General features: G+C 68.6%; 17 protein-coding genes. 11 read left to right on the forward strand and 6 right to left on the reverse strand.

The features are described 5' to 3' along the window. Window positions 1-46: 46 nt before the first annotated feature. The 3 genes from ACWAT3_RS00135 to ACWAT3_RS00145 are packed head-to-tail and all read left to right on the forward strand — an operon-like array spanning window position 47 to window position 3,022. On the forward strand, window positions 47-1,213 hold the full coding sequence (locus ACWAT3_RS00135; RefSeq protein ID WP_460794838.1) for a type III polyketide synthase: 1,167 nt from the start codon (window positions 47-49) through the stop codon (window positions 1,211-1,213). Continuing rightward, window positions 1,206-1,910, forward strand: coding sequence for a methyltransferase domain-containing protein (locus ACWAT3_RS00140; RefSeq protein WP_460794840.1), 705 nt, complete (start codon window positions 1,206-1,208; stop codon window positions 1,908-1,910). Before ACWAT3_RS00135 ends, ACWAT3_RS00140 begins: the two co-directional genes overlap by 8 nt. Then, a complete protein-coding gene (locus ACWAT3_RS00145) occupies window positions 1,907-3,022 on the forward strand; it encodes an FAD-dependent oxidoreductase (protein ID WP_460794842.1) in 1,116 nt (371 codons plus the stop codon). Before ACWAT3_RS00140 ends, ACWAT3_RS00145 begins: the two co-directional genes overlap by 4 nt. 51 nt (window positions 3,023-3,073) lie before the next feature. Here the strand turns inward: ACWAT3_RS00145 and lpdA are convergent, their stop codons facing one another. Together lpdA and ACWAT3_RS00155 are read right to left on the reverse strand one after the other, a co-directional pair. Beyond that, window positions 3,074-4,471, reverse strand: coding sequence for a dihydrolipoyl dehydrogenase (gene lpdA, locus ACWAT3_RS00150; RefSeq protein ID WP_460794844.1), 1,398 nt, complete (start codon window positions 4,469-4,471; stop codon window positions 3,074-3,076). 9 nt (window positions 4,472-4,480) lie between these two features. Continuing rightward, window positions 4,481-5,158 carry a copper resistance CopC family protein gene (locus ACWAT3_RS00155; protein WP_460794846.1) on the reverse strand — a complete coding sequence of 226 codons (678 nt, stop codon included), beginning with the start codon at window positions 5,156-5,158 and terminating at the stop codon, window positions 4,481-4,483. A 91-nt stretch (window positions 5,159-5,249) separates the two neighbouring features. Here ACWAT3_RS00155 and ACWAT3_RS00160 point away from each other — a divergent pair, with 91 nt between their 5' ends. The 3 genes from ACWAT3_RS00160 to ACWAT3_RS00170 all read left to right on the forward strand — a co-directional run bounded on the left by ACWAT3_RS00160 (window position 5,250) and on the right by ACWAT3_RS00170 (window position 7,072). After that, complete coding sequence (locus ACWAT3_RS00160; protein ID WP_460794848.1) at window positions 5,250-5,735, forward strand: FHA domain-containing protein; 486 nt, start codon at window positions 5,250-5,252, stop codon at window positions 5,733-5,735. Continuing rightward, on the forward strand, window positions 5,735-6,427 hold the full coding sequence (gene ftsR / locus ACWAT3_RS00165; protein WP_460794850.1) for a transcriptional regulator FtsR: 693 nt from the start codon (window positions 5,735-5,737) through the stop codon (window positions 6,425-6,427). The genes ACWAT3_RS00160 and ftsR overlap by 1 nt, the downstream gene beginning before the upstream one ends. Before the next feature lie 99 nt (window positions 6,428-6,526). Next, entirely contained in the window at window positions 6,527-7,072 is a 546-nt protein-coding gene (locus ACWAT3_RS00170; protein WP_318841100.1) for a MerR family transcriptional regulator, read from the forward strand. 99 nt (window positions 7,073-7,171) lie between these two features. Here the strand turns inward: ACWAT3_RS00170 and ACWAT3_RS00175 are convergent, their stop codons facing one another. After that, window positions 7,172-7,984 carry a ParA family protein gene (locus tag ACWAT3_RS00175; RefSeq protein ID WP_460794852.1) on the reverse strand — a complete coding sequence of 271 codons (813 nt, stop codon included), beginning with the start codon at window positions 7,982-7,984 and terminating at the stop codon, window positions 7,172-7,174. A 92-nt stretch (window positions 7,985-8,076) separates the two neighbouring features. On the opposite strand from ACWAT3_RS00175, the gene ACWAT3_RS00180 reads away from it, so the two are divergent. Genes ACWAT3_RS00180 through def form a run of 3 tightly spaced genes read left to right on the forward strand, consistent with a single transcriptional unit; the run spans window position 8,077 to window position 13,966 of the window. After that, on the forward strand, window positions 8,077-11,484 hold the full coding sequence (locus tag ACWAT3_RS00180; protein WP_460794854.1) for a pyruvate carboxylase: 3,408 nt from the start codon (window positions 8,077-8,079) through the stop codon (window positions 11,482-11,484). A 41-nt stretch (window positions 11,485-11,525) separates the two neighbouring features. After that, window positions 11,526-13,475 carry a nucleotide-binding protein gene (locus tag ACWAT3_RS00185; protein WP_460794856.1) on the forward strand — a complete coding sequence of 650 codons (1,950 nt, stop codon included), beginning with the start codon at window positions 11,526-11,528 and terminating at the stop codon, window positions 13,473-13,475. Beyond that, window positions 13,475-13,966 carry a peptide deformylase gene (def, locus tag ACWAT3_RS00190; protein ID WP_460794858.1) on the forward strand — a complete coding sequence of 164 codons (492 nt, stop codon included), beginning with the start codon at window positions 13,475-13,477 and terminating at the stop codon, window positions 13,964-13,966. Before ACWAT3_RS00185 ends, def begins: the two co-directional genes overlap by 1 nt. Before the next feature lie 29 nt (window positions 13,967-13,995). Here the strand turns inward: def and ACWAT3_RS00195 are convergent, their stop codons facing one another. Continuing rightward, window positions 13,996-15,825 (reverse strand): AMP-dependent synthetase/ligase, encoded by a 1,830-nt coding sequence (locus tag ACWAT3_RS00195; protein ID WP_460794860.1) that lies wholly within the window; start codon window positions 15,823-15,825, stop codon window positions 13,996-13,998. Between the two features lie 118 nt (window positions 15,826-15,943). Between ACWAT3_RS00195 and ACWAT3_RS00200 the strand changes: the two genes are divergently transcribed. Together ACWAT3_RS00200 and ACWAT3_RS00205 are read left to right on the forward strand one after the other, a co-directional pair. Then, entirely contained in the window at window positions 15,944-16,642 is a 699-nt protein-coding gene (locus tag ACWAT3_RS00200; protein WP_460794862.1) for a lysophospholipid acyltransferase family protein, read from the forward strand. A 39-nt stretch (window positions 16,643-16,681) separates the two neighbouring features. Beyond that, complete coding sequence (locus ACWAT3_RS00205) at window positions 16,682-18,022, forward strand: class II 3-deoxy-7-phosphoheptulonate synthase (protein ID WP_460794864.1); 1,341 nt, start codon at window positions 16,682-16,684, stop codon at window positions 18,020-18,022. Between the two features lie 19 nt (window positions 18,023-18,041). On the opposite strand, the gene ACWAT3_RS00210 is transcribed toward ACWAT3_RS00205, so the two are convergent. Together ACWAT3_RS00210 and pknB are read right to left on the reverse strand one after the other, a co-directional pair. After that, entirely contained in the window at window positions 18,042-18,326 is a 285-nt protein-coding gene (locus ACWAT3_RS00210) for an HNH endonuclease (RefSeq protein WP_460794866.1), read from the reverse strand. 89 nt (window positions 18,327-18,415) lie between these two features. Next, window positions 18,416-20,362, reverse strand: coding sequence for a Stk1 family PASTA domain-containing Ser/Thr kinase (pknB, locus tag ACWAT3_RS00215; RefSeq protein ID WP_460794868.1), 1,947 nt, complete (start codon window positions 20,360-20,362; stop codon window positions 18,416-18,418). Between the last annotated feature and the right edge of the window lie 3 nt (window positions 20,363-20,365).

Here is a 20,365-nt window from a genome sequence, read left to right on the forward strand (position 1 = left end):
TGACAAGCCCCTGGCGCTCCGCGCGACGACGTGCGAACGTGTGCTCATGAGCGCCTATCTCCGAGTGCCGCAGACCGTCCTCCCGCCGACTCCGCTGCATCAGGACGAGGTGCGCGAGGTCTTCGCGAGCCAGCCGGACATCGACCGGCTGGCCGCCCGCATCGTGAACACGTCTTTCGGGGGATCGGGCATCGAGACCCGCTACACCGCGATCGCTGAACTGGGCCAGGAGGACACGGAGGACACGCAGGACGCGACGTTCTACGATCGCTCGTCGAACCTGCTGCGCTCCCCGGGGACGGCACTGCGCAACGACCTCTACATCCGCGCTGCGACGCCGATGTTCGTCGACGCGGCGCGGCAGGCGCTCGACGCGGCCGACGACATCGCACCGGAAGACGTCACGCACGTGATCACCGTCTCCTGCACGGGGTTCCACGCCCCTGGTCCCGATTTCGCGATCGTCACCGAACTGGGGCTCCGCCCCGGCGTCGAGCGGTACCACTTCGGATTCATGGGCTGCTACGCCGCGATTCCGGCGCTGCGCGCTGCGGCCCAGTTCTGCCGCGCGGATGCCGAGGCCGTCGTCCTCGTGGTCAGCGCCGAGCTGTGCACGCTGCATCTTCGGTCTTCGAGCGACCCGGACACGATCATCGCCTCCTCGCTCTTCGCGGACGGTGCCGCCGGTGCACTCGTGACCGGGCGGCCGCCGGCCCCCGGCATCCCCGGTGCCGAGCTGGACTCGTTCGCCACGGCGATCGCTCCAGACTCCGTGGAGCACATGGCGTGGACGATCGGCGATCACGGCTTCGAGATGATTCTGTCGACGGCCGTGCCCAAGGTGATCGAGGCGAACATCGACGACGCCCTCGGGGCGCTGTGCGCGGCCGACGAGGAACTGACCTACGCGCGCGACTGCGACGATCTCGCCGGCACGGTCGCGCACTGGGCCGTTCACCCCGGTGGCCGTGACATCCTCGACCGCGTGCAGCACCAGGTCGGACTCGCCGACGCGCAACTGGATGCCGCGCGCGAAGTGCTGCGCACGTGCGGCAACATGTCGAGCGCGACGGTCCTGTTCGTCATCCGGCGCATCCTGCTCGACGACGCGACCCGCACCGGGGAGCGCCTCATCGCGATGGCGTTCGGCCCGGGGCTCACGATGGAGGGCGGTGTCATGACCGTGCTGGGCGGGGCCGCTGACGGTGCCTGACCTCGCCACGCGCGCCACCTCGGCGCGCGAGCTCATGGATGCGGCAGACGCCGATCGGGCGGCGCTGGAGCGCACGTATGCGAGATTCCGTCTCGTCAATCCGGTTGTCGGCGGGTGGCGCAGCATCTACCGGCGTCTGGTCCGGCCGCGTGTGAAGGCCGGTGGGGTGCGGATTCTGGATATCGGGTCCGGTGGTGGAGACGTCACGCGCCGGCTCGCCCGATGGGCGCGACGTGATGCGGCGGATGCCGTCGTCACCGCACTCGACGCCGATCCGCGGGCGACCGCATGGGCCGCGCAGCAGGGCGGGCCGACGAACGTCCGATACCGCACGGGAACGGCCTCCGAGCTCGTGGCCTCCGGTGAACGCTTCGATGTCGTGGTGTCGAACCACCTGCTGCATCATCTCGACACCGTCTCCGGGCTGCTCGCCGAGACCGATGCCCTGTTGGACACCGACGGCATCGCCGTGCACGTGGACATCGCGCGGAGTCGGCATGCCTATGCGCTCTTCAACGCGCTGACCTGGCCGTTCGCCTCCACCGTGCTCGCCGGATCCTTCATCCGCGACGACGGGCTGACCAGCATCCGGCGTTCGTACACGGTCACCGAACTCGCCCGCCTCGCACCGCAGGGCTGGTCTGCTGCGGCCGCCGCGCCGTGCCGTGCCCTGCTGATCAGCGGAGGCGCGCGGTGACCGACTGCGACGTCGCGATCGTGGGCGCAGGGCCCGCCGGACTCCTGCTGGCGTGTCTTCTCGCGCAGGCGGGGGCGAGCGTGACGGTGTTCGAGAAGGGGACAGGACGCGAGGACAGATCGCGTGCGATCGGCATCCACCCGCCCGGGGTCGCCGCGCTGCGGAGAGCGGGCGTGGAGGAGGCCGTCCGTGCTGAGGCGCTCGCGCTGTCCGGCGGCGTCGTGACCTCGTGCGGAGACGCGCTGGCCGAGGTCGACTTCGCTCCCGGGTGCGAGGTGCTCACCCTGCCGCAGGCGCGGACGCATGCGCTGCTGCGCGATCGGCTCGCGCAGCTGGCACCGGATGCGGTGCGCACCGGCGTCCTGGTGCGCGAGGTGATTCCAGACGGCCCATCGGCGCGGGCGGTCCTGACGATCGGCGACCGTGCGGATGAGGTGTCCGCAGGAGCCGTCGTCGTCGCGGACGGAGTGCACAGCGGCATCAGACGCGTGATGCGCACACCCTGGCGACGGATCCCTGGCGCAGCGGAGTACGCGATGCTGGACGTCGTCGATGCGCCACCGGACGACAGGGCGCGCCTGCACCTCGAACCGGACGGCGTCGTCGAGTCGTTCCCGCTGCCCGGCGGAGCGCGGCGCTGGGTGATCCGGGAGCGGACGCACGCGCTCGGCACCGCGGCATCCTTCGCGTGCGCGGTCGTACAACGCACCGGGCTCGACATCGGCGACCCCGGCGGAGCAGAGCCGCAGCGGTTCCGCGCCGGCCAGCACAGGGCCGGGCGGCTCGTGCACGGTCCGATCGTGCTGCTCGGCGACGCCGCGCACGAGATCAGTCCGATCGGCGGACAGGGCATGAACCTCGCCTGGATCGCCGCCTGCCGTCTCGCGGTCGCGCTGACGGAGCGTTCCGATCGGGATGCCGCGCTTGGCGCCTACGAGCGGGTCTCGCTGCGGTCGGCCGCGGTCGCCCAGCGACGCGCGCGGTTCAACATGGCGATGGGTGCGCCCTGGCCAGGGGCGCCCAGATCGGCACGGGACGCGGCGATACGGCTGCTCGCGGACGGCGAAACCGGACGACGGTTGCTCGGCATGATGACGATGAGCGGACTGTGAACGACGACGGCCCGGCCCCCGCCAGGGGCCGGGCCGTCGAGAGGACGTCGATCAGAGGTTGATCATGTGTCCGGAGAGACCGTGGAACGCCTCCTGCAGCGCCTCCGACAGCGTCGGGTGCGTGTGCACGTTGCGTGCGGCCTCGAGTGCGGTGAGGTCCCACTTCTGTGCGAGCGTCAGCTCGGGGAGCAGCTCGGAGACGTCGGGGCCGATCAGGTGGCCGCCGATGAGCTCGAGGTGCTCGGCATCCGCGATGAGCTTGACGAAGCCGATCGGCTCGCCAAGGCCGTTCGCCTTGCCGTTCGCGCTGAACGGGAACTTCGCGACCTTGATCTCACGTCCCTCGGCACGCGCCTGCTCCTCGGTGAGACCGAAGCTGGCGACCTGCGGCTGGCAGAACGTCGCGCGGGGCATCATGCGGTAGTCGCCCAGCGTCTGGGTCTCGGCGCCGGCGATGGTCTCTGCGGCGACGACGGCCTGAGCCTCGGCGACGTGGGCGAGCTGGAGCTTGGCGGTGACGTCGCCGATCGCGTAGATGCCCTCGACGTTGGTGCGCATGCGGTCGTCAATGTCGATCGCACCGCGCTCGGTCAGCGCGACACCCGTGTTCTCCAGGCCGTAGCCGTTCACGTTCGCCGCGAATCCGACCGACATGAGCACCTTGCCGGTGTCGATCGAGGTCTGCTGGCCGTCCTGGCCCGTGTAGGTCACCGTGACCGAGGAGCCGTTGTCGACGATCGTCTCCACCTTGGTGGAGGTGAGGATGTCGATGCCGTACTTCTTGTACTGCTTGGTGATCTCCTTGGAGACCTCGACGTCCTCGTTGGGCAGCGCACGGTCGAGGAACTCGACGATGGTCACCTTGACGCCGTAGTTCGACAGGACGTAGGCGAACTCCATGCCGATGGCACCGGCGCCGACGATCACGATCGACTCGGGCAGTTCGCGCGAGAGGATCTGCTCCTCGTAGGTGACGACGTTCTCGCTGAGCTGCACACCGGGGAGCAGTCGCACGGTGGAACCAGTGGCGATGATCGCGTTGTCGAACGTGACCTCTTCGGTCGTGCCGTCGGACTTCGCGACCGAGATCGCCTTCGGGCCGGTGAAGGTGCCTCGGCCGTCGTACTCGGTCACCTTGTTCTTCTTCATCAGGAAGTGGATGCCCTTGACATGGGTCTCCGCCACCTTGCGGCTGCGGTCGAACGCCGCGCCGAAGTCGAAGTGCACGTCACCCGAGATGCCGAAGAACTCGGCCTTGTGGGTGAAGGTGTGGGCGATCTCCGCGTTCTTGAGCAGCGACTTGGAGGGGATGCAGCCGACGTTGAGGCATACACCGCCCCAGTACTTCTCTTCGATGATCGCGGTGGATTTTCCGAGTTGAGCGCTGCGGACGGCGGCGACGTATCCGCCAGGGCCCGCGCCGAGGATGACGACATCGTAATGTGGCATGGCTCCAGCCTATCCCTCTGCGGGGGTGTCCGAACCGGTGCCGGTCGCGGTCCGCCGTCCGCGGAGCCAGAACCAGACCACGGCGATGACGACCGCGAGGATGCCGGCGATCGAGAGGGCCCAGATCCAGGCGGATGTCGATGAGGAGTCGTCTGCGTCAGGGGCCGGGGTCGCGGTGGCTTCCGCGGTTGTCTCCTCGGTGGGCGTCACCGTCTCGGATGCGGATGCGGATGCGGATGGCGTCGGCTCGCTCGTCGCGGTCGGCTCCGCCGTCGCGGGTGGTGCGGCTTCGGCCACGGTGAAGGCGAACTCGCCGTCTGTGGGGTGGCCGTCGCTGGAGACGACCTGCCAGATCACGGTGTACTCGCCGGCCGTCGCGGCGTCCGCCTTCAGCGGCTGGATCAGCACAGCGCCGTCGATCATGGGCGCTCCATCCGCGAGGTCGTTGCCCGCGGCATCCGTCACGACGACAGCCGTTCCGCCTTCGGAGTCGATGAGGGCGGCGCTGAACGTCAGCGTCATCTCGGCAGGCAGCATCTGCACGGTGGATCCGGCGGCCGGATCCGACGAGACCAGATCGTCGTGCGCGGCGGCACGGGTCGAGGGGAGCAGAACGAGCAGAGCTGCGAGCAGCCCTGCGGCGATCGCAGCGGGCAGGGCGGGGCGTCTCAGAGCAGCAGTGGGCACGTCTCCACCCTACGGGCCGCCGCTGGGAGCGGATTCGCCCTCCCGCGGCCCCCATCCGATCAGTTAGGCTGGGACGTCTAGGGAGGGCACCGTGACAGACAGCGAGAGCCGACACATCGGAAACGCAGCGATCCATCGCGATGGTGAGCAGAAGCACGATGTGACGCAGACGTTCGGACATGATTCCGACCTCTCCTTCGTGCCTTTCGGCGTGGAGCTGAGCGAGGCGGAGCAGACCGCGATCGCGGCGCTGCCGTCAGGATCGGCGCTGCTGCTCGTCCGCTCCGGCGCGCTGGCGGGTGCCCGCTACCTGCTCGACACCGATGTCACGACCGTCGGCCGTCACCCTGAGGCCGACATCTTCTTCGACGACGTCACCGTGTCGCGTCGGCACGCCGAGATCACCCGCAACGGCACGACGTTCGAGATCATCGATCAGCGCTCCCTCAACGGCACGTACGTGAACGGCGAGCGTGCCGATCGCAGCACCCTCGCCAATGGCTATGAGGTGCGCGTGGGCAAATTCCGCCTCAACTTCTTCGCTTCTCCGGTCGACCTCGCGGCGGCGAACGACTGATGGCGTCTGCCAGCCCCACCCGGGAACGCACCGCGTCTCCGGGTCTTCTGAGCATCGGTCAGGTGCTGGCGAGACTCACCCCCGAGTTCCCCGATGTGTCGGCCAGCAAGCTGCGCTTCCTCGAGGTGCGCGGCATCGTCACGCCAGCGCGCACCGACTCCGGTTACCGCAAGTTCTCCACGGGTGACGTGGAACGGCTGCGGCTCGCGCTGACCCTTCAGCGCGACCACTACCTGCCGCTCAACGTCATCCGCGAGCAGCTCGACGTGGCCGAGGCGAACGGCGATCTGTCCGGAGCGCTGAACCCGCCGCCGTCGATCGCCCCCACCGTGCGTCGTTACCGGCGCGATGAACTGCTGTCTGCGGCCGGCGCTGCCCCGCAGCTGCTCAACGACGCGATCAGCACCGGCATCATCGCCGCGGGCGAGTCCTACTCCGAGCACGTGGTCACTCTGATGCGCGGTCTGGTCGCACTCGACCGCCACGGCATCGAGCCGAGGCATCTGCGCTCGGTGCGCCAGAGCGCCGAGCGCGACGTCGCGCTCATCGAGTCGGCGATGTCCGCACTGCTGCGTCGGACGGATGCCACCTCGCGCGGCAAGGCGAACGAACTGGGGCCGGAACTGGCCTCGCAGATCGATGAGGTGCGCGCTCTTTTCATGAAGGACGCGCTCTCCCGCATCCTTACGTAACGAACTGATTGCGACACACCTTCGGCACGGCAGGGATGTCATTGCCGGGTACCGAGCACTGCTCTAGCGTGGAGGTAAGCGCTCCAGGGAGGAATTCAAATGAATGCGGATGAGCTGACCGGCGACCCGCGGTTCGTGACCGAACTCCTCTTCACGGACGGTCTGCCGGCGATGGACGACGAGGTGGGTTACCGCGGCGCGGTCGCCGCTCGCGCCGCCGGCATCACGTACCGTCAGCTCGACTACTGGGCCCGCACCGAACTCGTCGTTCCGACGGTCCGCGGCGCCAATGGTTCCGGCTCCCAGCGCCTCTACGGCTTCCGCGACATCCTGGTGCTCAAGCTCGTCAAGCGCCTGCTGGACACGGGCATCTCGCTGCAGCAGATCCGCACGGCCGTCGACCAGCTGCGCGCCGCCGGCATCCGGGATCTCGCCGGAACCACGCTGATGAGCGACGGCGCGTCGGTGTACCTGTGCACGTCGAACGACGAGGTCATCGACCTGGTCAGCCGCGGTCAAGGCGTGTTCGGCATCGCGGTCGGCAAGGTCCTCCGCGAGGTCGAGTCGACGCTGGTCGAGTTCGACCCGACTGCGCCGGACCCCGTGGACGAGCTCGCCACGCGACGCGCGAAGCGCTCCGCCTAGAGCACGGACTTCGTACCGCGAGACCTTTCGTGAACTGCGAAACCCCGTCGTATCTGCGCTGATACGACGGGGTTTCGCAGTTGCGAGGAGGTCTCGGCGTCAGGCCTTCGGGCCCGTCTCTGCGACGGCGATGCGACCGGTGCGGACGATGCGATCCAACAGCAGATCGAAGTCGGCGGCCAGCTCCTGTGCGGAGTCGCCCGGCCAGATGTGCAGCGGCTTGGCGGCACCCTGAGCCTGCTGGAGCGACGTGCGCTCTGGCAGCTGAGGGGAAAGGACGAGCGGACCGAACATGTCGCGCAGCTCCTTGATGCGGAACTGGTGCTCGATCGACTGCGGGCGCACGCGGTTCACGACGATGCCGAGCGGCTGCAGACGGGGGGAGAGTCCGCGTCGGATCTCCTCGATCGCGCGAAGCGCGCGGTCAGCGGCTGCGACGGAGAACAGGCCGGGCTCGGTGACGACCATGACCCGGTCGCTCGCGGCCCACGCCGTGCGGGTGAGGGCGTTCAGCGACGGCGCGCAGTCGATGAGAACGAGGTCGTAGTCCGCCTCGACAGCGGCCAGCGCCTCTTCGAGCTTCCACACATCGCGCACGCTGGGGTGCGGACCGTCGAAGTTGATGGCGGATGGGCTGCCGATGAGCACATCGATGGTCCCGGGGTGCACCTTCGCCCAGCCGCTGGAGGTGATCGCCTGACGGACGACCTTCTCCTTCGGGTTCGCCAGGACATCGGCGACGTTGAGCCGTCCGGCCACCTGGATGTCCATCCCCGTGGAGACATCGGATTGCGGGTCGAGGTCGACGACGAGGGTCCGGACACCACGGGCGAAGGCCGCTGAGGCCAAGCCGAGGGTCACGGTCGTCTTGCCGACGCCTCCCTTGAGAGAGCTGACGCTGAGTACGTGCACGGACTCCACGTTACCTTGCCCTAGTCTGGGGGGACACTCAGCCCCGCCCTTGCACGCGGATCCGCGCGTGCATCGAGCCCTCAGAGGTGTGCATGTTCCAGAAGATCCTTGTGGCCAATCGCGGCGAGATCGCGATCCGTGCCTTCCGTGCGGCGTTCGAAGTGGGGGCGAGGACGGTCGCCGTCTTCCCGCACGAGGATCGCGGTTCCGTGCATCGGCTCAAAGCCGATGAGGCGTACGAGATCGGAGAACGGGGCCATCCGGTCCGCGCCTACCTCGACGTGGACGAGATCATCCGTGTGGCGCGCGAGTCCGGCGCCGATGCGATCTACCCCGGCTACGGATTCCTCTCCGAGAACCCCGAGCTGGCAGAGAAGGCGGCGGCGAACGGCATCGTCTTCATCGGGCCGCCGGCTGCGGTCCTCGAGATGGCAGGCAACAAGGTCGAGGCCAAGCGTCACGCCGTCGAGGCAGGCGTTCCGGTGCTGCGGTCCACCGAGGCATCCGACGACGTCGACGCGCTCCTCGCGCAGGCCGACGGGATCGGCTTTCCGCTTTTCGCCAAGGCCGTCGCCGGCGGTGGCGGACGCGGAATGCGCCGCGTCGAGACCAAGGCAGAACTGGCGCCCGCTCTCGCGGAGGCGATGAGAGAGGCCGCCAGCGCGTTCGGCGACGCACGCATGTTCCTCGAGCAGGCGGTCGTGCGTCCGCGTCACATCGAGGTCCAGGTGCTCGCCGACAAGACCGGGGAGACCGTGCACCTGTTCGAGCGCGACTGCTCGGTGCAGCGTCGTCACCAGAAGGTCGTCGAGATCGCTCCGGCTCCGAATCTGGACGAGGCGATCCGGCGGGACCTGCACGCCTATGCGACGGCATTCGCCCGGTCGATCGGCTACGAGAACGCCGGGACGGTGGAATTCCTGCTGGAGACGGCGGGAGAGCGTACCGGAGAGGTCGTCTTCATCGAGATGAACCCGCGCATCCAGGTCGAGCACACCGTGACCGAGGAGGTCACGGATGTCGACCTCGTGCAGACGCAGATGCGGATCGCGTCCGGTCAGACGCTGGCGCAACTGGGGCTCGTGCAGGACCGCATCCAGCTGCGCGGTGCCGCACTGCAGTGCCGCATCACGACCGAGGACCCCACGCAGGGCTTCCGCCCTGACACCGGCAAGATCACGACGTACCGCTCGCCCGGAGGCGCCGGCATCCGCCTGGACGGCGGCACGGTGCACCAGGGTGCGCAGATCAGCCCGCATTTCGATTCGATGCTGTCCAAGCTCACCTGCCGCGGGCGGGACTTCCCGGCCGCCGTCGCCCGTGCGCGCCGCGCGTTGGCCGAGTTCCGCATCCGCGGAGTGTCGACCAATATCCCGTTCCTGCAGGCGCTGCTCGAGGACGAGGCGTTCATCGCGGGCGACGTGAGCACCTCCTTCATCGACGAGCGCCCCGAGCTGCTCAAGGGACGCGTCTCGAAGGACCGCGGCACCAAGATCCTCAACTGGCTCGTCGACGTCACCGTCAACAAGCCCCACGGGTCGCACCCCGGCACGGCGGACCCGCGGACCAAGCTTCCGACGCTGGATCTCTCCACGACGCCCGTCGCCGGCTCGCGGCAGCGCCTGCTCGAGCTCGGTCCGGATGCCTTCGCCGCCGCGCTGCGTCAGCAGAAGGCGCTCGCGATCACCGACACGACGTTCCGGGATGCCCATCAGTCGCTGCTCGCGACGCGCGTCCGCACGCGCGATCTCGTCGCCGCAGCACCCTACCTGGCGCGTCTCACTCCTGGCCTGCTGTCGGTGGAGGCGTGGGGTGGAGCGACCTACGACGTCGCGCTGCGCTTCCTCGGCGAGGACCCGTGGGAGCGACTGGACAAGCTGAGGGAGGCCCTGCCCAACGTCGCGATCCAGATGCTGTTGCGCGGGCGCAACACTGTCGGCTACACCCCGTACCCGACCCCGGTCACGGATGCCTTCGTGCAGGAGGCCGCGACCAGCGGCGTCGACGTCTTCCGCATCTTCGATGCGCTCAACGACGTCGCGCAGATGCGCCCGGCGATCGACGCCGTGCGCGCGACGGGCACGACGGTCGCGGAAGTCGCGCTCTGCTACACCGGTGATCTGCTGAACCCGGCCGAGGACCTGTACACGCTCGACTACTACCTGCGCCTCGCCGAGCAGATCGTCGAATCCGGTGCCCACATCCTCGCGATCAAGGACATGGCCGGACTGCTGCGGCCGGCCGCAGCGGCGACCCTCGTCTCGGCGCTGCGTGAGCGCTTCGATCTCCCGGTCCACCTCCACACGCACGACACCCCTGGCGGCCAGCTGGCGACGCTGCTCGCGGCCAGCGCCGCCGGAGTGGATGCGGTGGATGCGGCATCCGCACCCCTGTCCGGGACGACGAGCCAGCCGTCGCTGTCGTCGCTCGTGGCCGCGCTCGTGCACACCGAGCGCGACAGCGGCATCGATCTCGCCGGCGTCAGTGACCTCGAGCCCTACTGGGAGGCGGTCCGTCGGACGTACGCGCCGTTCGAGTCCGGGCTCCCGGGCCCGACGGGACGCGTGTACCACCACGAGATCCCCGGCGGACAGCTGTCCAACCTGCGCCAGCAGGCCAAGGCGCTGGGGCTCGCCGATGACTTCGAACTCATCGAGGACATGTACGCCGCCGCCGACCGCATCCTCGGACGTGTGCCGAAGGTCACGCCGTCGTCGAAGGTGGTCGGCGACCTGGCGCTGCACCTCGCCGCCGTGAAGGCCGACCCTGCCGATTTCGAAGCTCACCCGGAGAAGTACGACGTTCCGGACTCGGTCGTCGGATTCATGGCCGGCGAGCTGGGCGACCTGCCCGGCGGCTGGCCGGAGCCGTTCCGGTCCAAGGTCCTCGCCGGACGCACCGTCCGCCCTGCCGTCGCCGAGATCACTCCGGAGGACGAGCAGGAGCTCGCGGGCTCCCGCGCGCAGCGGCGCGCACGTCTGAACCAGCTGCTCTTCCCGGCGCCGACGCGCGAGTTCACCCAGAAGCGCGAACTGTTCGGCGACGTCTCCGTGCTGGACACCAGCGACTACCTGTTCGGTCTCGTGCAGGGGCAGGAGCACCTCGTCGAGATCGATCGGGGCGTGCAGCTGTACGTGGGCCTCGAAGCGATCGGCGATGCGGACGAGCGGGGCATGCGGACCGTCATGACCACCCTGAACGGGCAGCTGCGGCCGGTGTTCGTGAGGGATCGGTCGATCACGGTCGAGATCCACGAGGTCGAGAAGGCCGATACGTCCAAGCCCGGTCAGGTGGCGGCTCCGTTCTCGGGTGTCGTGACGCTGAAGACCGAACAGGGCGCGACCGTCAGGGCCGGTGAACCGGTCGCTTCGATCGAGGCGATGAAGATGGAGGCGGCGATCACCGCTCCCGTCGACGGGGTGGTGGACCGCCTCGCGATCGCCCAGACCGCGCAGGTGGATGCCGGCGACCTTTTGGTCGTCATCCGCCCGTCCCAGTAACCTTGACCGGGCGTGCATGCTGCACGTCTGGGGAGTGAGACATGACCGCGAAGAACACCGACCGACCCGACGACGATGATTCGCTCGGGGTGCTGGACGACGCCGCGTCACTGGACACGGCCGGTATCGGCATCCTCGGTGGCAGCACCGCACAGGTGAGTCTGACGATCCCGAGGGGCGACGACGACGACCTTCTCGATGACGACGCGGTCGTCGACGGCGAGGTCGCTTCCGAGCTGATCATCGATCCCGCTCCCGAGCTGGAGCCCGCGTCCGCTGCCGACACGGTCGGACGCATCTTGGACGGCGGCATCGACATCGTCATCGAGATCCCGGCCGATGAGTTGCCGCCGGTCGTGGCTGCCGATGACGAGGATGCCGTGACCGCAGAGGTCGTGCTCGACGAAGACGAGCTGGCGGGCCAGGTCGCCGCACACGAGGCCGAGTCGGCCGCCGTCCCGGATGACGTCCTCGTCGAGCAGGATGCCGAGCTGTCGGCCGAGGACGTCGACGACGCCCAGGAGACAGAGGCTCAGGCGGAGGCCGACGCGGAGACTGCGGACGCAGCACCCGCAGAAGCCCCCGCGCTGGAGCCGGAGCCGGAGCAGGTCTTGCCTGCAGTGCCGGCGAAGCCCGTCAAGAAGCCGAAGCCGGTGAAGACCGCCAAGGCCAAGAGCGCCCCCGCTGCTCCCCGGATCGAGCCCGACTCGGCACCCGTCGCGGCGGCGCCGACACCGGCGGACGACTCGCACGAGCAGTCCGCGCAGCCCGCGCCGGCGCCCGTCGCGCCCGAGGACCCCGCCCCGCCGACGCCGGCGCCGGCACCCGTCGCGCGTTCCACGTCCGCCTGGGTCGCCACGGTCGAGCGTGCGGCAGCGGGTGACGCATCCGATCCCATCGAGGAACAGGACGAGACCGTGAGCACCGAGAAGGATTCCCGAGAGGCCCCCGCCGAGACATCGCTCGCGCCGCGCACCGCTGCGGCTCCGGCGAAGGCCGAGGTCGAACTGACCTCGAAGCGGCTGGGGGACCAGCTCGGACAGGCGTCACGCGAGTCGGCCGATCTGCTCACCGCCGACCGGCTGCTCGACCCGCATCAGGTCAGCAAGCCCGAGCCTGAGGGCGCCTGGAGCCACTTCCTGTACACCGTCTCCGGTCGACGCATCAACATCGGCGACGGCAAGAAGGCCAAGGCCCGCAAGGCGCTGTCCTCGAGGATCGCGGCACCCCTGAGCGGGGGCGCGCGCTTCGTGCCCGTGCTCTCGCGCAAGGGCGGCGTCGGCAAGACCACGATCACCGCGCTGCTCGGCATGGCTCTCGCCGATGCCAGGGACGACCGCGTGATCGCCGTGGACGCGAACCCGGATCGGGGCACTCTCGCCGAGCGCATCGTGCGTTCGCACACCAAGTCCGTGCGCGATCTGGTGCGCATCCACGACGAGGTACGCGGCTACCACGACATCTCGGCGATCGTCGCCCGTGACACCACACGCCTCGATGTACTGGCGTCCGACGCCGATCCGCGCATCGCGGACGCGTTCGGCGATGCCGACTACCGCGATGTCGCCGACGTCGCCGCGCACTACTACTCGCTGGTGCTCACCGACACGGGAACGGGCATCGTGCACTCCGTCATGGGGGCGACTCTCGAACTCGCCGACCAGCTCGTGATCGTGTCCGGTCTGAGCGTCGATGAGGCGCGTCTCGCCTCCGAGACACTCACCTGGCTCGAGACGAACGGCTACGCCGCGCAGGCGCGCGACGCGATCGTCGTGCTCAACCAGTCCACCCCCGGCAGCCCGCTGGTCCGGCTGAACGAGCTCGAATCGCACTTCGGCACGCGCGCTCGTCACGTGGTTCGGATGCCGTACGACCCTCAGATCGCCGGCGGCGGACCCATCGTGTACACGTCGCTGCAGCGCGAGACGCGACAGGCGGCCAGAGAGCTCGCCGCCCTCGTCGTCGAGGATCTGCGGGCGAGCGCCGCCTGATGTCCGTCCGCGAGATCCGTCTGTTCGGCGACCCCGTGCTGCGCACGGTGAGCGCTCCGATCGAGGCCGTCGACGACGGCATCCGCGCGCTGGTGGCCGACCTCGTCGACACCGTCGAGCTGCCGGGCAGGGCCGGCGTCGCAGCGAACCAGATCGGCGTCGCGCTTCGCGCGTTCAGCTACAACATCGACGGCGACATCGGCTACGTGCTCAACCCCGTGCTCGTCGAGGTGCGCGGCGAACCCGTGCCGACGGGGGAGGGCTGCCTGTCCGTTCCCGGCCTCTGGCATGATGCGCTGCGGCATCCGTGGGCGCGCGTCGAGGGCACCGATCTCGATGGCAACCCGGTCGTGCTCGAGGGCGATGGGCTGCTCGCCCAGGCGCTGCAGCACGAGACCGACCATCTCGACGGCATGGTGTACCTGTCCAGGCTCGCTCCCGAAACCCGCAAGATCGCGATGCGCGAGGTCCGCGAGAGCGACTGGTTCTGAGGGGGCCCGCTCGGCGAGCGGGCACGCCCTCAGCCGCCGATGGCGACGTTCGTGGTCTGCACCGGCTCGTCGTAGATCGCCGTGATCTCGTCGGCGAAGTCGGACATGATCACGTTCCGCTTGATCGACATCTTGGGCGTCAGATGCCCGGATGCCTCGGTCCATTCGGACTCGAGGATCGTGAACTTGCGGATGGACTCGGCACGCGAGACGCTGGCGTTCGCCACGTCGACCGCACGCTGGACCTCGGCGCGCACTGCGTCGTTCTTGGATGCTTCGGCGAGCGACATGGATCCGCTCAGGCCGTTGTTGGCGAGCCAGGTGGGCAGCATCTCCGGGTCGAGGGTGATGAGGGCCGAGATGAACGGCTTCTGGTCGCCGACCACGACGACCTGTCCCACGACCGGGTTGGCGCGGATCGGGTCCTCCAGGGCGGCCGGGGCGACGTTCTTGCCGCCGGCGGTGACGATGATCTCCTTCTTGCGGCCGGTGATCGTGAGGAACCCGTCGCTGTCGAACGAGCCGATGTCGCCGGTGCGGAACCAGCCGTCGTGGAACGCGGCGGCGGTGGCCTCCGGGTTGTTCCAGTACTCCTTGAAGACGTTGACGCCCTTGACCTCGATCTCGCCGTCCTCGGCGAGGCGCACGCTGACTCCCGGCAGTGCAGGACCGACTGTGCCGATCTTAGACTTGTCGGCCTGGTTGACGGTCGCGGGCGCGGTCGTCTCGGTCAGACCGTAGCCCTCGAGGATCACGACGCCGAGGCTGTGGAAGAAGTGTCCGAGGCGCGCGCCGAGGGGCGCGGAGCCGGAGATCGCGTAGGCGATGTTGCCGCCCATGGCCGCGCGCAGCTTCGAGTAGACGAGCTTGTCGAACAGGGCGAACTTGATCTTCAGGCCGAGTGGGATCTTGCGCCCCTCCTCCACGAGCCGGGAGTGCTCGATCGCGGCTGCCGCTGCGGCGTGGAAGATCTTCCCCTTGCCGCCGGCCTCGGCCTTCTGCTCGGCGGAGTTGTAGACCTTCTCGAACACACGGGGAACGGCGAGCAGGAAGGTCGGTTTGAAGGAGCCCAGCGCCGGCAGCAGCTGCTTCGTGTCCGGCTGGTGACCGGTGCGCACACCGGCGTGGATGTTGAGGATCGAGATGAATCGGGCGAACACGTGCGCCGTCGTGATGAACAGCACGGTCGAGGCACCGGGCATCGAGAGAACAGCATCCAGCGAGGTGGACGAGTTGCGCGTCAGCTCGACGAAGTTGCTGTGCGTCAGCACGCATCCCTTCGGGCGGCCGGTCGATCCTGATGTGTAGATGAGGGTCGCGATGTCGCTGCCGACGGCGAGCTGGCGACGGCGCTCGATCTCCGCATCCTCGATCGATGCGCCCTGCGCCGTGAGCGTGTCGATGGCGCCCAGATGCAGCTGCCAGACATCGCGGATCAGCGGCAGGTCGCCGCGAACCTCGTCGAAGCGCTGGAAGTGATCCGTCGACTCCACGATGAGCGCGACGGCGCCGGAGTCTTCGAGGATCCACTGGATCTGCGCGGGGGAGCTGGTCTCGTACACCGGAACCATGACGGCACCGGCGTAGAAAAGCGCGAAATCGACCAGCGTCCACTCGTACGTGGTGCGGGCGATGAAGCCCACCTTGTCGCCCGGCTGGACGCCGCCGGCGGCGAAGCCCTTGGCCAGCGCGACCACGGCCGTCTGGAAGTCCGCGGCACTGATGTCGCGCCATCCGTCGCCCTGCGGGACCGAGAACAGGGCAAGATTCGGCGTCGACTTCACCCGCTCGACGAGCAGGTCGGCGATGTTGGCATCGGGATCGGCGGGGACGATTGCGGGAACATCGAACTGGACCACGGCAGCTCCTTCGGTACCGGTCGGGCACGGGCGTGCAACGAGTCTAAGGCATGGGATTCAGTCGCAGGGATTCTGGTACTGCGTCGCATCGATTCGGTGGGCGCTAGACTTCACCTCGATGTTCTACTGGCTGATGAAGTATGTCGCGATCGGCCCCATCGTCAAGGCGATCTTCCGCCCCTGGATCGTGGGCCGACGCAACGTGCCGACGACGGGTGCGGCGATCCTCGCCAGCAACCATCTCTCGTTCGCCGATTCCATCTTTCTGCCGCTGATGATCGACAGGAAGATGTCGTTCCTCGCCAAGAGCGACTACTTCACCGGGCGGGGGATCAAGGGCTGGTCGACCCGGTTCTTCATGAAGGCCACGGGTCAGATCCCGATCGATCGCTCCGGCGGCAAGGCGTCGGAGGCTTCGCTCAACACCGGCCTGCAGGTCCTCGGGCGCGGCGACCTGCTCGGCATCTATCCGGAGGGGACGCGCAGCCCTGATGGCACGCTCTATCGCGGACGCACGGGCATCGCGCGCATGGCGCTGGAGGCCAAGGTCCCGGTGATCCCGGTGGTCATGGTCGACACCGACACGGCGATGCCGATCGGGCAGCGGCTGCCGAACATCGTGCGCATCGGGATCGTCATCGGCGAACCTCTGGATTTCTCCCGATATGCGGGCATGGAGAACGATCGCTACATCCTGCGCTCCGTCACGGACGAGATCATGATCGCGCTGCAGCGCCTCGGCGAACAGCACTACGACGACGTGTACGCGTCCACCGTCAAGGACCGGATGCCGCCCGGCGTCACACGGCGCTCCTGAGGCATCTCAGGGTGTTCGCGCCCCAGTAAGCTGGGAGCCATGTCGAACCCGCATGACGCCGCACTCGACGCCTGGCGAGCACTCCCGATCAAGCAGCAGCCGCAGTGGCCGGATGCCGACCGGGTGGCCGAGGTCTCCCGCCAGATCGCGGCGCTTCCGCCGCTGGTCTTCGCCGGCGAGGTGGACAACCTGCGTGATCGGCTGGCACGCGCGGCCTCAGGGCAGGCCTTCCTGCTGCAGGGCGGCGACTGCGCCGAGACGTTCGCCGGAGCGACGGCCGAGCAGATCCGCAATCGCATCAAGACGGTGCTGCAGATGGCAGTCGTGCTCACCTACGGCGCCTCCATGCCGGTCGTGAAGATGGGCCGCATGGCTGGGCAGTTCGCCAAGCCGCGCTCCAGCGACTCCGAGACCCGCGGCGACGTCACGCTTCCCGCGTACCGGGGCGACATCGTCAACGGGTACGACTTCACCGAGGCATCCCGAACGGCCGACCCCGGTCGTCTGCTGCAGGGGTACCACACCGCGGCATCCACTCTGAATCTCATCCGCGCGTTCACGCAGGGAGGTTTCGCCGATCTGCGCGAAGTGCACTCCTGGAACAAGGGCTTCGCGCAGAACCCCGCCAACCAGCGCTACGAGCGGATGGCGGGCGAGATCGATCGCGCCATCAAGTTCATGGAGGCGGCCGGCGCGGACTTCGACGAGCTCAAGCGCGTCGAGTTCTTCACCGGCCACGAGGGCCTGCTCATGGACTACGAGCGCCCGATGACCCGGATCGATTCGCGTACCGACACCCCGTACAACACCTCGGCACACTTCCTCTGGGTGGGGGAGCGCACGCGCGAGCTCGACGGCGCGCACATCGACTACTTCTCGAAGATCCGCAACCCCATCGGAGTGAAGCTCGGCCCGACCACGACGCCGGAGACAGCGCTTGCGCTGATCGACAAGCTCGATCCGGAGCGCGAGCCCGGCCGGCTCACGTTCATCACGCGCATGGGCGCAGGCAAGATCCGCGACGCGCTTCCGCCGCTGCTGCAGGCCGTGAAGGATGCCGGGGCCACGCCGCTCTGGGTCACCGACCCCATGCACGGCAACGGCATCACGACGCCGACCGGGTACAAGACGCGTCGGTTCGACGACGTCGTCGACGAGGTCCGCGGCTTCTTCGAGGCGCATCGTGCGGTCGGCACGTTCCCCGGCGGCATCCATGTCGAGCTGACCGGTGACGACGTCACCGAGTGCCTCGGCGGGTCGGAGCACATCGACGAGGCCGACCTCGCGACGCGCTACGAGTCGCTGTGCGACCCGCGGCTGAACCACATGCAGAGCCTCGAGCTGGCGTTCCTCGTGGCCGAGGAGCTCGAGAAGCGCTGAGCCGGGCCGGAGTCCTGGCTCACTCCGCGGAGCGCAGCTCCGCGAGGATCGTGGCGTGCCGGAGCAGGAACGCGCGCTCGTCGAGCTTCTTGCGTCGCAGCCAGCCAGTGACCTCGCTGTTGTGCTTGCTCGCGTTGCAGGAGGCGCACGCGGGGACGACGTTCTCGACGGTGTAGCGACCGCCGCGCGAGACGGGCTGAACGCAGTCGCGCTGCAGGGCGAGCCCGGTCGCCTGACAGTAGGCGCATCCTCCCCAGGCGGCGCGGAGATCGCCCCACTGCTGCGCGGTCAGATCGTTGTCCACGCGGGCGAGACGTCCTTTTCGTCGCTTCGCGTAGCGTGCGCGCGAGGCGGCGGAAGAGCGAGGGAACGCGCGGCGGGCGCGCTCCGCGCTCACTGGCGGACGTCGATCGAGATCGTCACCGTCGTACCGGAGCGCTCCATGGAACCCGCCTCGGGGTCCTGCGTCTGCACCTCGGTGAGACCGTCCTGCGCGATGTTCCAGGGGAAGACGATTCCGGCGACGTCGAACCCGGCATCCTGGAGCGTCTGCGATGCCTCGTCGCGGGTCATGCCGACGACATCCGGCACCTCGAACAGCTGCGGCCCCTTGGAGACCACGAGCGACGTGGAATCCCCAGGGCGCCAGTTGCCGCTGGGATCGCGTTCGGCCATCGACAGGACGATGCCCGCCTCGACGGTCTCGCTGTACTCCTCGGTCTGCTCGGTGACCGAGATCCCCTTCTCATCGAGAGCGGCGACGGCATCGTCCGCGGACATGCCCACGACGTCCGGAAGCGCCCCCAAAGACACGTAGAGCTCGACGGTGTCGTCCTCGAGGATCTCGCAGCCATCGCCGCACTGATAGGTGTCACCTCCGGCGCGCGGCGTGACGTACGCGTTGATGACGACCTCGGCGTCGGCGGACGAGTACAGCTCGAGTGTCTCTTCCTGCGCATTGACGTTCACGGAGGCGAGGTAGTCCCTGGCCTCCTGCTCCGTCCGCCCGTTCAGCGGCTCCAGAGTGTGCGAGGCGGGGCCATCCGAGATGTACACCGTCACCTCCGCGTTCTTCTCCAGCCGCTCGCCCGGTGTCGGATGCGTGCGGATCGCGAGCCCCGCATCGACGTCGATCGCGTTCTCGTGCGCTTCGACCGCGATCAGGTCGTTCTCGGCGAGGGTCGCCTGGGCCTCGGCAAAGGTCTGTTCGGCCACGTCGGGGACGGCGACGAGCGAGCCAGGCCCGGAGCCGAACCACCAGCCCACGCCGCCTGCGACGGTCGCGAGCAGGAGCACGAGGGCGAGCAGGAACGCGCCGCGCGCACGGCGGCGCGATGTGCGGCGGCGCAGCAGCGTCGCATTGTCGACGGGCTGATCTACCGGGCCGGTGGGGTCCGCGATCACGGCCGTTCCCGGTAGGACCTTCGTGACCTCGCCGGATTCGAGCTGCGAGCGCGCCGGGGGAGAGGTCGCGGCTGCCACCTGAGGGGCGATGCCGAGCTGCTTCTCGATCTCGCGGAGGCGGTTGAGCATCGCCTGCGCGTCGTCAGGACGCTCCTGCGGGGAGCGCTCGGTCGCCCACAGCACCAGCTCGTCGAGGGGCTCGGGGACAGAAGGGTTGCGCACGCTCGGGCGGGGCACCGACTCGGTCGCGTGCTGGAACGCGATCTGCATCGGCTGCTCGCCCTTGTACGGCTGCTCTCCCGTGAGCATCTCGTAGAGCATGATGCCGAGCGCGTAGATGTCGCTGCGGGCGTCGGCCGTGCCGCGGGTGACGAGTTCGGGGGCGAGGTAGGCGATCGTTCCCAGCAGCTGCGCACCCGTGGCGGTGTTCGCCGTCGTGGCGCGGGCCAGTCCGAAGTCGCCGATCTTGATCCGGCCGTCCTCGGCGAGCAGGACGTTCTCCGGTTTCACGTCGCGGTGCACGATTCCGCCGCGGTGCGCGGCAGAGAGGCCGGACAGCACAGCATCCATGATCGTGATCGTCTGCGGGATGGTCAGTCGTCTCTGCTCGCGCATGAGCTCGCGCAGCGTGATACCGGGCAGGTACTCCATGACGAGGTAGGCGAGTTCGCCGTCCTGGCCCTGATCGAACACGTTGACCACGTGCGGATCGGCGAGACGCGCTGCCGACCTGGCCTCCTGGATGAAACGGCTCTGGAAGTTCGAGTCGTCGCTGAGGTGCGCGTGCATGACCTTGAGCGCGACGCGTCGCTCGAGCCGCAGATCGGTAGCGACGTACACGGTCGCCATGCCGCCGCGGGCGATCCGAGCCCGCACGCGATAGCGACCGTCGACAAGCCGCCCGATGAGAGGGTCGGCCTGCTGATTCGTCGTCACGAA

The sequence above is a fragment of the Microbacterium sp. GXF0217 genome (genome assembly GCF_054798195.1).